Raw genomic sequence first — 12740 nt, 5'->3', positions numbered from 1 at the left:
CCGTGCCCGTAGCATGGCGCTCGTTCGCCCTCCTACTCCCCCGAGGAGCACGCCGTGGCGTTGCGCCTGCGTCCGACCGACACGACGTTCTACGACCTCTTCACCACCTCCGCCGAGTACCTCGTGACCGGTGCCGCGCTCCTCGCCGAGATGATCTCCGAGGACGCCGACCGGGACGAGGTCGCCAAGCGGATGCGCGAGGCCGAGCACATCTGCGACGAGAACACCCACGCGATCGTCCGCCGGGTCAACAGCAGCTTCGTGACGCCGTTCGACCGCGAGGACATCTACGCGCTCGCCAGTGGGCTCGACGACGTGATGGACGACATGGACGAGGTCGTCGACCTGATCCTGCTGTACGAGGTCGTGAACTTCCCCTCCGAGGTGGTCAAGGCCGTCGAGATCATCCAGCGCTGCGCCGAGATCACCGCCGAGGCGATGCCCAAGCTGCGGACGATGCGCGAGCTCGACGAGTACTGGATCGAGATCAACCGCCTCGAGAACCGCGGCGACAAGAGCTACCGGCGTACCCTCGCCAAGCTGTTCAGCGGCGACTTCAAGGCGATCGAGGTGCTCAAGCTGAAGGACATCGTCACCTCCCTCGAGGGCGCGATCGACGCCTTCGAGAAGGTCGCCAACATCGTGGAACAGATCGCGGTCAAGGAGTCATAGGGACCGCCCATGGATCTCGCGATCGTCATCACGGTCGTGGTCGTGGCCCTTGCCTTCGACTACACCAACGGGTTCCACGACGCGGCGAACGCGATCGCGACCTCTGTGTCGACCCGGGCCCTCACGCCTCGCGTCGCACTGACCCTGGCCGCGGTGATGAACTTCGTCGGGGCCTTCCTCGGCCAGAAGGTCGCCCACACCGTCTCCGACGTCATCGTGCCGCCGGACGGCCGCGAGGGGCTGATCGTCGTCCTCGCCAGCCTGTGCGGCGCGATCATCTGGAACCTGATCACCTGGTACTTCGGCCTCCCCTCCTCGTCCTCCCACGCCCTGATCGGCGCCCTGGTCGGCGCGGCGATCGCCGCCGGCACCTCGGTGCACTGGCACACGATCGTCGACAAGGTCGTCGTCCCGATGGTCGTCTCGCCGCTGGTCGGCTTCGCGCTGGCGTTCCTGGTGATGCTGGTGATCCTGTGGCTGTTCCGCAACCGCAACGCCGGACGGGTCACCCGCGGCTTCCGGCTCGCGCAGACCGTGTCCGCATCGGCGATGGCCCTCGGCCACGGCCTCCAGGACGCCCAGAAGACGATGGGCGTGATCTTCCTGGCCCTGATCACCGGCGGGTACGTCGACCCCGGCACCACCGACCTGCCCATCTGGGTGATCGCCGCGGCCGCCGGCGCGATCTCGCTCGGCACCTACTCGGGCGGCTGGCGGATCATGCGCACCCTCGGCCGCAAGATCATCCACCTCGACCCGCCCCACGCCTTCGCCGCCGAGTCGGTCGGGGCCTCGGTGCTCTACGCCACGGCGTTCCTCTGGGAGGCGCCGGTCTCCACGACCCACATCATCACCTCGGCGATCATGGGCTCAGGCGCCACCCGCCGCGCCTCCGCCGTCCGCTGGGGCATGGCCCGCTCGATCGTCACCGCCTGGGTGCTGACCTTCCCAGCCGCCGGCCTCGCTGCCGCCGCCTGCTTCGGCATCCTGAACCCCCTTCTCGGCTGAGTGGCTCGGAGGCGCTCGTCCAATTACCCGCTTAGGCGGGTAATTGTCAGCCTCGCGGGGGGAATCTTCCCCTCGAAGCTGCTGAGTACCCGCTCAGGTGGGTAATCCGACAGCCGTCTCCGAGCCTGCGCGCGGTCACCCGAAGCGGCCGGAGATGTAGGCCTCGGTGGAGGCCTCGTCGGGGGTGGAGAACATCTTCTTGGTCGGGTTGAACTCCACGAGATGACCCGGCCGGCCGGCCGCCTTCAGGTTGAAGAACGCCGTGTCGTCCGACACCCGGGCAGCCTGCTGCATGTTGTGGGTGACGATCACGATCGTGTACTCGGACTTGAGCTCGTGGATCAGGTCCTCGATCGCGGAGGTCGAGATCGGGTCGAGCGCCGAGCAGGGCTCGTCCATCAGCAGCACCTCCGGCTCGACCGCGATGGCCCGGGCGATGCACAGCCGCTGCTGCTGACCGCCCGAGAGTCCCATGCCGGGCCTGCCCAGCCGGTCCTTGACCTCGTTCCAGAGGTTGGCGCCCTTCAGAGACTTCTCCACGATCTCGTCGGCGTCGGCCTTCTTCATCCTCCGGGCGTTCAGCCGGTTGCCGGCCAGCACGTTGTCGTAGATCGACATCGTCGGGAACGGGTTGGGCCGCTGGAACACCATCCCGATCTGCCGGCGGACGGCGACCGGGTCGACGCTGGGGTCGTACAGCGACTGGCCGTCGACGACGACCTTGCCCTCCACACGCGCACCGGGGATCACCTCGTGCATGCGGTTCAGCGACCGCAGCATGGTCGACTTGCCGCAGCCGGACGGGCCGATGAACGCCGTCACCGACCTGGACTTGACCGTCATCGTGACCCCCTCCACCGCGAGGAAGTCCCCGTAGTAGATGTCGAGGTCCGAGACGTCGATGCTCTTGGCCATGGTTCCTTCCTGAAGGCCTGGGCTCAGTGTCCCTTGGCGGGGGCGAAGACACGACCGATGGTCCGCGCGATCAGGTTCAGCACCATCACCAGCGCGATCAGCACCAGCGCCCCGCCCCATGCTCGCTGGTAGCCGACCGGGGTCGACGCGGCGTACTGGGAGTAGATGAACACCGGCAGCGTCGTCATCCGCCCGTCGAACAGGTCGGTGTTGACGCCGTCGGTCGCGCCGGCGACGACCAGCAACGGCGCCGTCTCACCGATGACGCGCGAGACCGCGAGCACGACGCCGGTCACGATCCCCGCCAGGGACGTCGGCAGCACGACCCGGGTGATCGTGCGCCACTTCGGCACCCCGAGCGCGTACGCCGCCTCGCGCAGGTCGTCGGGGACGAGCCGCATCATCTCCTCCGCGGAGCGCACGATCGTCGGGATCATCAGCAGCGACAACGCGATCGAGCCGCCGATCCCGGCGCGGAACGCCGTCCCGAAGAGCAGGACGAGCAGCGCGAGGGCGAACAGGCCGGCCACGATCGACGGGATGCCGGTCATCACGTCAACCAGAAAAGTGATCACCCGCGCCGTTCGCGACGTCTTCCCGTACTCCACGAGGTAGACGGCGGTCAGGATGCCGATCGGCACCGAGATGACCGCCGCCGCCACGGTGATCAGCAACGTGCCGATCAAGGCGTGATAGATGCCCCCCTGCTCGTCGCCGATCACGTTGAGCATCGACACACTGAGGAACTGGCTGTTGATGGCCGGGGCTCCACTGCGGATCACGACGTACAGCAGCCAGACCAGCGGCATGACCGCGATCACGAACGCCGTCCAGATCAGAACCGTCACCAGACGGTCGACCGCGGCGCGCCGCCCTTCGACCAGCCGCGACCACAAGGGCATGGCGACCAGGAAGGCGAACATCGCGGCCACGACCCAGGTCACCGGGCCCCAACCCGCCAGCAAGGCCGGCAGCCCTGCCAGGGCCAACGCCATGACGGCCACGAGGACCGGCGCCCACGGCGGGAGGCGCGGGTGCGAGATCTGCATGCTTCCGGTAGTCATCCCGTCATCCTTCGAGAGCTGCGCGCTGCCACCCAGCGCGCCGCGAAATTGACGAGGAACGTGACGACGAACAGAACGAGACCGGTGGCGATCAGGAGCGACTGCCGTTCCGGCGTCGCCTCCTTGTAGTTGAGCGCGATGTTCGCGGCGATCGTCGGGGGACTCGCGGTGCCGATCACGTTCAGCGTGGTGGTCGGCGTCGTGGCCAGCACCATCGCGACCGCCATCGTCTCCCCGAGGGCCCTACCGAGGCCGAGCATCATCCCGGAGACCATGCCCGAGCGGGCATGGGGGAAGACGGCGTACCGGATCATCTCCCAGCGGGTCGCACCGAGCGCGAGCGCGGCCTCCTCGTGGAGCCGAGGTGTCTGCAGGAACACCTCACGCGAGATCGCGGTCATGATCGGCAGGATCATGATCGCCAGCACGATCCCGGCCGTGAACAGCGACCGCCCGTTGGGCGACGGGTCACCGAAGATCGGGATGAAGCCGAGATGGTCGGACAGCCAGACGTGGGCCGGCTGCAGGTAGCCGGCCAGATAGCGCCCACCCCAGAGGCCGAACACCACGGACGGGACGGCGGCGAGCAGATCGATGAGGTAGGCGAGCACCGTACCCAGCCGGCGCGGCGCGTAGTGGGAGATGAACAGCGCGACCCCGACCGCGAACGGCACTGCGACCACCAGAGCGATCGCCGACGCGAGCAGGGTGCTCACGATCAGCGGAGCGATGTAGCTCCCGAACGACGTGAACGGCGCGAACGTAGCGGCATCGGCGGTCAGGCCCTGCCAGCCCTCGACGGCCAGGAAGACGAACACCGCGATGAGCACGACCAGGATCGTCAGCGCGGCGGCGGCTACGACGTTGGCGAACGCTCGATCACCGCGCCGGGTCGGACGCGGTGACGTCGTGAGCTCTCTCCGACTCGGAGAGATGGTGGTGGTCACACTGCTCCTTGGACTCCAGGAAGTCAGCGGCTGGACACGACGGTCCCCGAGCGCCGTCGTACCCTCCGCTTGGCGGTCAGCTGCCGGACGTGATCTTCGAGACGATGCCGGTCGCGTCCTGGGAGAGCTTGGGGTCGAGTGGCGCCGAGGCGGCCGCGCTCGCTGCGGCCTGCTGGCCGTCACCGGACACCACGTAGCTGAGGAAACCCTTGACCATGTCAGCCGTCCCTGGGTTGCTGTACGACGGGCAGGCCATCAGGTACGACACCAGGAGAAGGGGGTAGGTGCCCGGCTCCGTGGACGTGCGGTCGATCTTGATCGCCATGTCGCTCGGCGCGCGCCCGCTCTCGATGGGAGAAAGGGCAAGGACCTTCGCGGCACCCTCGGCCGTCGGCGGGTTGTAGTCGCTGCCCACCTTGACCGACACCACGCCGAGCTCGGTGCTCTTGACCGCCGAGTCGTCCGCGTAGCCGATGGAGCCCACCGTGTCGTTCAGACCACCGACCACACCGGACGTCCCCTCGAGGCCCTGGCCACCCTTGACGCTGGCCGGCCAGGTCACGCTCGCCTCGTCGCTCCAGGCGCCGTCGCCCGCCTGCGACAGGTAGTCGGTGAAGTTGAAGGTGGTGCCGGAGTCATCCGAGCGGTGCACGGTCGAGATCGAGGTGCTGGGGAGCTTCACACCCGAGTTCTGGCTCGCGATGGCCGGGTCGTTCCACGTCGTGATGGACCCGTTGAAGATCTTCGCGATCGTTTCGCCGTCGAGATTCAGTGACTTGATGCCCGGCAGGTTGAATGCCACGGCAAGGGGGCTCACATAGGCCGGCACCTCTATGGGGTCGCCCCCGCACTGCTGCTTCGCCTGTGACACCTGATCGGGGGTGAGGTAGGCGTCGGAACCAGCGAAGGCGTAGGCACCGCTGATGAAGTTCTCGACCCCCGTGCCGGAGCCGACCTCCTCGTAGTTGATGGTGCCGCCGTTCTGCTTCTGGTAGTTGGCGCGCCAGGCCTGCTCGGCCACTGCCTGAGCGGTCGAGCCACCCCCGTTGAGGGTGCCGCCACCGCCGGGGCCTGCCGCGCTGTCGCTCGTGCTCTTGTCACCACAAGCCGAGAGCGTGAGGCCCAGGGTGAGGAGCGCCACGGCCGGAATTGCTACCCGGCGCAGAGTTGGAGTGTTCACGTCTGTCGCTCCTGAGTCGGTTCGTCGATCACGTCTCGGAACCTAGGGACGCGAGATGGACGGCTGTGTGGGCGACGGTGAACGGCTCGTGAACTCGGAGCGCCGAGATCGCGACCTTCGCCGCCGGCGAGGCATGCGGCACGTGAACGCGGGACGTACGTCCCGGGGGGGCTAGTACCCCAGCACCACCTGACCCGGCCGGGCCAGGTAAAAACTCGCGAATCCGCGTACACCGGGCCGCCGCTCACCTACGTTTCCAGGCGGGGGTACGACGTTCGTGGGGGTTGTGTAGGAAGGACCCGGCCGATGCGTCGGATCGCCCCCGCGATCGGGCCTGTGCTCGCTCTTGCGGTGCTCGTGGTGCCCGCCACCCCCGCTTCCGCGACCGTGCTCCGCGAGACGCAGTCAGGCGTCACCACCAGCCGGGTCACCTACGACGCCAACCGCACCGTGCTGCGCGGGATCGGGCTCGACACCGCCTCCCTCGGCACGACGTACGTCAACGTCAGCTGGAACTGGATCAAGGCCGCCACCGGCTACCGGGTCCAGGTCTCGAGGAAGAAGGACTTCACGAGGGTCGTGGCCAAGCGCAGCAAGCGGAACAGCGCGCGCCGTCCGGCCGGCGGCCGCGAGGCCGCGGTGGTCGGGCACCTGCGCGACGCGACGTACTACTGGGTGCGCGTGCGCAAGGTCCACGGCACGCACAGGTCACCCTGGTCGGCCCCGGTGCGCGTGGCGACGAAGGCGCACATCCCCGACAGGTTCGAGAAGGTCTGGAGCGTCGTCGGCACCGCTCCCGGTACGACCAAGTTCCGCTGGCGGACCGACGGCGGGCACACCGACCTCTTCCGGATCACCACGGCGGTGTCGCGGTTCGGCTCACCGACGACCCCCAGGGTCGGCCGGAACAGCATGACCTTCCGGGTCGGCGGCGACCGGCGCTCCCTCACACTCACCCCGGAGCAGACCGCCGCGGCGGGCGCCGGGCTCGGCACGGGCCGTCACCTGTTCTTCCGGATCGTCGCCGTCCGCAAGGGCGAGGCGGACACGGCGGCGCGCCGCTACCCCTTCCTGATGCAGACGCAGGTCGCCGGCCAGGCCTCGACCGGGACCGGCACCCTGATGCGGTACGCCGCCTACAACATGCACGTGGCGAGCAAGGACGTCGACGGCCACCTGTGGAAGGACCGGCAGCAGCTGATCGCCGCGAACATCGCAAAGGCTCACCCGGCGGTTGCGGGGATCGAGGAGCTGATGCCCGGGATGTGGGTCTCCGACGACGGCGGCGTCGGGCTGGACACGGCTCTCAGCCAGCAGGGAGCGCCCCAGTACGAGCTCACCCGCACGACGCCGTACTGGAGTGGCGCGGGGCAGGACACCCGGATCCTGTACGACCCGACCGAGGTGCAGCTGATGAGCGACTGCGACGAGACGGTGCCGTCGTGCTACATCTCGATCCCGGATCCGCTCCATCCGCACGTCGCGGCGTACGCCCTGTTCGAGGACCTGGCGTCCGGCCAGGAGTTCTACTTCATCAGCGCCCACCTGTCGGCCGGTAACGACGCCACGACCGACGCACTGCGCGGCCAGCAGGCGCAGGCCATCAGCGACGGCATCGCGGCGATCAACCAGCAGAACCTGCCGGTGGTCATCGCCACCGACGCCAACAGCTCGCAGACCAGCGAGGGCGTCGACTCGCCGCACACGGTGTGGCTGAACGACGGGTGGTACAACACCATCTCGGCGGCGACGGTCGTCAACGGCCAGTACAACTCGGTCAACCACTACCAGTCGCCCGAGGAGCCGTCGGTGTACGGGTTCGGCAGCATGTACGACACGATCATGACCCTCAACATGCCGGGCGCGGACCTGTGGAAGCAGGTGATCACCGGATCGCCGTGGCCGTCGGACCACAACATGATCTACACGGACGTGCGCCTGCCCTGAGCCGAGGCGAAGTCGGTCCGGGCCACGACCTGGGGAGCCTGCTGACGGGAATCAGCCGAGGTGCCGCTCGAGGGCGCGCACCCGGCCCCGTCGGTGGTGGACCACCACCAGCTCGCCGGTCGACTGGTGCTCGGTCGGGATCCCGATCGCGTCGTACACCGTCGCCAGCACCGGCCGGTGCGTGCAGATCACGGCGTCCTCGCCGGAGCGCAGCAGCTCGTCGACGACGGCCTGCACGGACGTCGCGGTGGCGTCCTCCTCGGACAACCCGTCGACGCAGTCGACCGGCCGCCTGCTGCTCTCGGCGTACGGCGCCACCGTGTCGACGCAGCGGGTGCTCGACGAGGTGACGATCCGGGACACGCCGAACGCCCCGAGCACCGGCGCCGCGGCGCGAGCCTGGTCGGTGCCGACCGTGAGCAGCGGCCGTTTCCGGTCGTTCTTGTGCCAGGCCTTGCGCGACCTGGCCCGCGCGTGGCGCAGGACGACCAGGGCCCGCGTCTGCTTGCCCGTCTCCAGCGCCTCTGCGAGCGTCTCGCGGTCGCGCCGGTAGCTGAGCCGCTTCTCCGCCTTGTCGACGCCGACCCAGGCGACCTCGTCGATCTCCTCGTTGACCGTGTAGCCGGACACGTCGTGAGCCCCGGCCACGCGCCCGACCCAGTAGTCGACCACCTTCGTGCGCCCGCCGTTCGGGTAGGACTGGCTGGTCAGCGGCACCCCCAGCCGGATGTGGAGCCCGGTCTCCTCCTCGACCTCGCGCACCGCCGCCGCCGGTGCCACCTCGCCGCGGTCGAGCTTGCCCTTCGGGAACGACCAGTCGTCGTACGCCGGACGGTGCACCAGGAGCACCTGCCCCTTGCGGAGCACGACGGCGCCGGCGGCCCGGACCTCGCCGGGCCTGGACGTGGAGGGCATACGACTAGTCTCACATCACCGGGAGGCGGCGAGAACAGGACGGAGCGCGCGTGCCGAGACGACTCTGGGTGGTCGCCGCCGTCGTGATCGCTCTCGTCGTGGCTGCGGGCGGCTACCTGTGGTGGCGCCAGGACGACCGTACGTCGTCGTTCGCCTGGGCCGTCGACCACGCGCCGGGCGGCACGCAGCGGCTCTCCTGGACCGACTGGGCGGCGGTGCGGCAGCACGAGCACGCCGCGCTCTCGACCCGGTCGTCGGCGGCCGACGTGCGGAGGTTCCTCGACCGCGCGTACGACGACGACCTGACCTCGACCTCGGCGCTGGTGACCTCCGCCCCCGTGCTCCAGCAGCGCTACGGCTTCTCGCCGGCGAGCGCCGACTGGGAGCTGTTCAGCCAGTCCTACCAAGGGGCCGTCGTCATGCTGCACCTCCCGTCGTCGGTGGACCTCGACGACGTCGCCGACCATCTCGGCGACCTCGGGTACCGGGAACCGGACGATCCCGACGGTGTCTGGCTGGGTGGCGAGGACCTTCTCGCCCGGATCTCGCCCTCGCTGACCGGCGAGCTCCAGTACGTCGCCCTCGACCGGGGCGACGACCTGGTGCTCACCTCCGACTCCGCCGCGTTCCTCGGCGTCGCCATGGACGCCGTACAGGGGCACGGGGCCACGGTCACCGGTCTGGACGGCGTGGTCGACGATGCCGGGGAGCCACTGGCAGCGGCGGTCTACAGCGGCGACTACGCCTGCGGGGCCCTGGCGATGGCGCACGCGGGCGCCGCCGACCAAACCGCTGCCAAGCGGCTCCTCGCCGCCGCGGGGGAGGTGAACCCCTACTCGGCGTTCGCGATGTCCGACCAGCCGGACGGGACGGTCCGGGTCGCCTTCGAGTTCGACGGCGACGAGACGGCCCGGACGAACGCCGACACCCGGGCCACCCTGGCCCGGGGCCCGGCGCCCGGCCAGGGCGGCACCTTCCCGGACCGGTTCACGGTGACGTCGGTGACCGCGCGGGGCTCACTGGTCGTGATGCGTCTGAAGCCGCGGCCGGACGCGTCTGTGCTGTCGGACCTCAGCACCGGGCCGGTGCTGTTCGCCACCTGCTGAGCTCCGGAATCCCGGTGAGCCGCCGGTGACGGGGCGTTCCGTGTCGGATCACCCGCCTGGCTGGGTACCCGCCTGCTTCGAGGGGATCGCAACCGCCACGAAGCTGACGAAACGCTCGCGGAGCAGTGCGGTCCGACCCGGGCCGGCGAGCCTGTACGGGCGTACGGCTCAGGCGGGCGCCTGAGGTGCGACGCCGAGGATCTCGTCGATCTCCGCGTCGGAGAGGTGCTGGTCGGTCTCGCTCGCGGCGATGATCAGGTTGGTCGTCAGCTCCACCTCGCCCAGGAGGTCGCTGTCCTCGAGCGACACGTCGAACTGGTCGGGCACGGACGACACTCCTTGCGAACCATCGGGGGTCTGGTGAGGGGTCAAATATCCAGGCTTCCCTGCCCCGAGCACCCCCAAACCAGAAAATAGCCGGTGTTCCGGACAAACGGAAAGGACCTCACCGCAAGGGTGAGGTCCCGTGTCCGTTGGGGCCCGGGCGAGTAGCCCGGGACCGCTCGATCAGTCGATCAGAGCGGGCGGACGTTCTCGGCCTGCGGACCCTTGGGGCCCTGGGTGACGTCGAACTCGACCTTCTGGTTCTCGTCGAGGGACTTGTAGCCCTGGGTCTGGATCGCCGAGTAGTGCACGAAGACGTCGTCGCCGCCATCCTCCTGTGCGATGAAGCCGAAACCCTTCTCGGCGTTGAACCACTTCACGGTGCCTTGAGCCATCTGCTCGTTACTCCTGTTTTTCGGAACGACGGGCCGTCACTGCGACGGCCCTGCACCAGATGCGGTGACACGTCGCTCCGACTTGCATGGGTGGCACCCACGAAGAGAACGCCGTTGGATCACAAACTCCGCTGGCGCAAACCTGCTGGAACCTGCATCTGCTGCGGGATGACACTACCAACCAGATGGGCCAGGGGAACCCCCAGCACCGTGACTAACCCTCACCGCGCCCCGATACTTCTGCCATGACGGACTGCTGCGACCCGGAGGACTACCGGTCGGTGTTCAGCGGCCGGTTCGCCAGACGCCGGTCCCGCCGGTACCGCAAGCGCGGGCTGACCCCGGTCGCGACCCGGCTCCTGGACTTCGCGGCGGAGGGCATCGAGGGCGCATCGGTGCTGGAGATCGGCGGCGGCGTAGGGGAGCTCCAGGTCGAGCTGCTGAAGCGTGGCGCGGCTCGGGTGACCAACCTGGAGATCTCGGCCGGGTACGAGGACGAAGCCGCCCGGCTGCTCGAGCGATCCGGCCTCAGCGGACGCGTCACCCGCCGCATCCTCGACATCGCGCTCGCCCCCGACGAGGTGGAGCCGGCCGACGTGGTCGTGCTCCACCGGGTGGTCTGCTGCTACCCCGACTACCAACGGCTCCTGACAACGGCTGCTGCACATGCCGGTCGACGGCTGGTGTTCAGCCACCCCGCCGACAACCTCCTGACCCGCGCCATGTTCGGCGGCGAGAACCTCTACCGCAAGATCTCCCGGAACAGCTTCCGGGCCTTCATCCATCCCCCGGACGCGATGGTCGCGGCTGCCGAGAGCCAGGGCCTGGTCACGACGTACCGGCCCCGCTCCCGGGACTGGGAGGTCGTGGGCCTGGTCCGCTGACCGGCCGATCATCTCGGATCCCACCCTCCAGCCTCCTCGGAGTCCGGCGCTCCTGCGATGATGGCAGCGACGTCCGGGAGGTTCGTCCCGATCGGATCTCCCACGTCGCGGGCCCTTAGCTCAATTGGCAGAGCAGTGGACTTTTAATCCATGGGTTGTGGGTTCGAGTCCCACAGGGCCTACATGGGAGATGCCTTCATCTACGCCGGGCTGCGCACGCCGTTCGGGCGGTACGCCGGAGCGCTGGCCGCCAGCCGGCCGGACGACCTGGCGGCGACCGTCGTCCGCGCCGTGGTCGAGCGTGCGCCGTCCCTCGACCCGGCCGAGGTCGACGACGTGGTCCTCGGGTGCGCCAACGGCGCCGGTGAGGACAACCGCAACGTGGCGCGGATGGCGGTGCTGCTCTCCGGGCTGCCGGTCACCGTGCCGGGAGTGACCGTGAACCGGCTGTGCGGCAGCAGCCTTCAGGCCGCGATGGACGCCTCTCGTCTGGTCGAGACCGGCGACTCGTCGGTGGTGGTCGCCGGCGGCGTCGAGTCGATGACGCGTGCGCCGTGGGTGCTGCCGAAGCCGGCCAAGGCCTACCCCGCGGGTCACGAGACCCTCGTCTCGACCACCCTCGGCTGGCGGCTGGTCAACCCCCGGATGCCCGAGGAGTTCACCGCGTCGCTGGGTGAGTGCAACGAGCAGCTCGCCGACGAGCTCGGCATCGGCCGCGAGCGGCAGGACGAGTTCGCCGTGCTCTCGCACCGGCAGGCGGCGCGGGCCTGGGCCGACGGCTTCTACGATGACCTCGTGCTCCCGGTCGACGGCCTCGAGCGGGACGAGGGCATCCGGCCGGACGCCAGCGCGGAGACCCTGGCCGGCCTCAAACCGGCGTTCCGCCCCGACGGGACGATCACCGCCGGCAACGCGTCGCCCCTGAACGACGGCGCGGCTGCCGTGCTGGTCGGCTCCGAGGACGCCGAGCTCGGCCTGGAACCGCTCGCCCGGATCGCCGGCCGGGGAGCCGCGGCGCTCGAGCCTCAGCGGTTCGGCATCGCTCCGGTCGATGCGGCGAACCGGGCCCTGGCGGCCGCCGGCATCAGCTGGGCCGACGTCGGCGCGGTCGAGCTCAACGAGGCCTTCGCGGTCCAGTCACTCGCCTGCCTGGACGCCTGGAAGATCGACCCCGAGATCGTGAACACCTGCGGCGGCGCGATCGCGATCGGCCACCCCCTCGGCGCGTCCGGCGCACGGGTGCTGAGCACGCTCGCCAAGGTCCTCGTCGAGCGCCACGAGCGCTGGGGCGTCGCCGCCATCTGCATCGGGGTCGGGCAGGGGCTGGCGGTCGTGCTCGAGAACGTCGCGTAGGGACGCGCCCGCGCGGCAGACAAGGGATCG

The 12740-nt window shown here is 69.4% G+C and carries 13 protein-coding genes and 1 tRNA gene; 7 read left to right on the top strand and 7 right to left on the bottom strand.

Going from position 1 to position 12740, the window contains the following annotated elements; all coding sequences use genetic code 11:
* The first annotated feature begins 54 nt into the window (after positions 1-54).
* Positions 55-672: a DUF47 domain-containing protein gene (locus VGK78_RS08725; protein WP_331527220.1), complete on the top strand. Its 618-nt coding sequence runs from the start codon at positions 55-57 to the stop codon at positions 670-672.
* A 9-nt stretch (positions 673-681) separates the two neighbouring features.
* Entirely contained in the window at positions 682-1680 is a 999-nt protein-coding gene (locus VGK78_RS08720) for an inorganic phosphate transporter (RefSeq protein WP_331527219.1), read from the top strand.
* A 135-nt stretch (positions 1681-1815) separates the two neighbouring features.
* Here the strand turns inward: VGK78_RS08720 and pstB are convergent, their stop codons facing one another.
* From pstB to pstS, 4 genes are all read right to left on the bottom strand, one after another.
* Complete coding sequence (pstB, locus tag VGK78_RS08715) at positions 1816-2595, bottom strand: phosphate ABC transporter ATP-binding protein PstB (RefSeq protein ID WP_331527218.1); 780 nt, start codon at positions 2593-2595, stop codon at positions 1816-1818.
* Between the two features lie 23 nt (positions 2596-2618).
* Entirely contained in the window at positions 2619-3659 is a 1041-nt protein-coding gene (pstA, locus tag VGK78_RS08710; RefSeq protein ID WP_331527217.1) for a phosphate ABC transporter permease PstA, read from the bottom strand.
* Positions 3656-4606: a phosphate ABC transporter permease subunit PstC gene (gene pstC, locus VGK78_RS08705; protein ID WP_331527216.1), complete on the bottom strand. Its 951-nt coding sequence runs from the start codon at positions 4604-4606 to the stop codon at positions 3656-3658. Before pstC ends, pstA begins: the two co-directional genes overlap by 4 nt.
* Positions 4607-4682: 76 nt before the next feature.
* Entirely contained in the window at positions 4683-5747 is a 1065-nt protein-coding gene (gene pstS, locus VGK78_RS08700; protein ID WP_331527215.1) for a phosphate ABC transporter substrate-binding protein PstS, read from the bottom strand.
* A 345-nt stretch (positions 5748-6092) separates the two neighbouring features.
* Here pstS and VGK78_RS08695 point away from each other — a divergent pair, with 345 nt between their 5' ends.
* Positions 6093-7733: a hypothetical protein gene (locus VGK78_RS08695; protein ID WP_331527214.1), complete on the top strand. Its 1641-nt coding sequence runs from the start codon at positions 6093-6095 to the stop codon at positions 7731-7733.
* A 51-nt stretch (positions 7734-7784) separates the two neighbouring features.
* Here the strand turns inward: VGK78_RS08695 and VGK78_RS08690 are convergent, their stop codons facing one another.
* Entirely contained in the window at positions 7785-8648 is an 864-nt protein-coding gene (locus VGK78_RS08690) for an NUDIX hydrolase (protein ID WP_331527213.1), read from the bottom strand.
* Between the two features lie 50 nt (positions 8649-8698).
* On the opposite strand from VGK78_RS08690, the gene VGK78_RS08685 reads away from it, so the two are divergent.
* Complete coding sequence (locus tag VGK78_RS08685) at positions 8699-9754, top strand: hypothetical protein (RefSeq protein WP_331527212.1); 1056 nt, start codon at positions 8699-8701, stop codon at positions 9752-9754.
* A 168-nt stretch (positions 9755-9922) separates the two neighbouring features.
* Here the strand turns inward: VGK78_RS08685 and VGK78_RS08680 are convergent, their stop codons facing one another.
* On the bottom strand, positions 9923-10081 hold the full coding sequence (locus VGK78_RS08680; RefSeq protein WP_331527211.1) for a hypothetical protein: 159 nt from the start codon (positions 10079-10081) through the stop codon (positions 9923-9925).
* Positions 10082-10269: 188 nt separating this feature from the next.
* Positions 10270-10473 carry a cold-shock protein gene (locus VGK78_RS08675; RefSeq protein ID WP_134720686.1) on the bottom strand — a complete coding sequence of 68 codons (204 nt, stop codon included), beginning with the start codon at positions 10471-10473 and terminating at the stop codon, positions 10270-10272.
* Positions 10474-10718: 245 nt separating this feature from the next.
* Between VGK78_RS08675 and VGK78_RS08670 the strand changes: the two genes are divergently transcribed.
* The 3 genes from VGK78_RS08670 to VGK78_RS08660 all read left to right on the top strand — a co-directional run bounded on the left by VGK78_RS08670 (position 10719) and on the right by VGK78_RS08660 (position 12710).
* On the top strand, positions 10719-11357 hold the full coding sequence (locus VGK78_RS08670) for a class I SAM-dependent methyltransferase (RefSeq protein ID WP_331527210.1): 639 nt from the start codon (positions 10719-10721) through the stop codon (positions 11355-11357).
* Positions 11358-11466: 109 nt separating this feature from the next.
* A tRNA-Lys gene (locus tag VGK78_RS08665) sits at positions 11467-11539 on the top strand.
* A gap of 1 nt (position 11540) precedes the next feature.
* Positions 11541-12710 carry a thiolase family protein gene (locus tag VGK78_RS08660; protein WP_331527209.1) on the top strand — a complete coding sequence of 390 codons (1170 nt, stop codon included), beginning with the start codon at positions 11541-11543 and terminating at the stop codon, positions 12708-12710.
* Positions 12711-12740: the final 30 nt, after the last annotated feature.

Origin of the sequence: Nocardioides sp. (assembly GCF_036503465.1) — a bacterium.
GTDB lineage: Bacteria > Actinomycetota > Actinomycetes > Propionibacteriales > Nocardioidaceae > Nocardioides.
This window is presented reverse-complemented; position numbering and strand designations above follow the sequence as displayed.

Coding starts and splice junctions, on each gene's coding strand:
- VGK78_RS08720 (WP_331527219.1), top strand. CDS start 682: ATGGATCTCGCGATCGTCATCACGGTCGTGGTCGTGGCCCTTGCCTTC.
- pstB (WP_331527218.1), bottom strand. CDS start 2,595: ATGGCCAAGAGCATCGACGTCTCGGACCTCGACATCTACTACGGGGAC.
- pstA (WP_331527217.1), bottom strand. CDS start 3,659: ATGACTACCGGAAGCATGCAGATCTCGCACCCGCGCCTCCCGCCGTGG.
- VGK78_RS08695 (WP_331527214.1), top strand. CDS start 6,093: ATGCGTCGGATCGCCCCCGCGATCGGGCCTGTGCTCGCTCTTGCGGTG.
- VGK78_RS08690 (WP_331527213.1), bottom strand. CDS start 8,648: ATGCCCTCCACGTCCAGGCCCGGCGAGGTCCGGGCCGCCGGCGCCGTC.
- VGK78_RS08675 (WP_134720686.1), bottom strand. CDS start 10,473: ATGGCTCAAGGCACCGTGAAGTGGTTCAACGCCGAGAAGGGTTTCGGC.
- VGK78_RS08670 (WP_331527210.1), top strand. CDS start 10,719: ATGACGGACTGCTGCGACCCGGAGGACTACCGGTCGGTGTTCAGCGGC.
- VGK78_RS08660 (WP_331527209.1), top strand. CDS start 11,541: ATGGGAGATGCCTTCATCTACGCCGGGCTGCGCACGCCGTTCGGGCGG.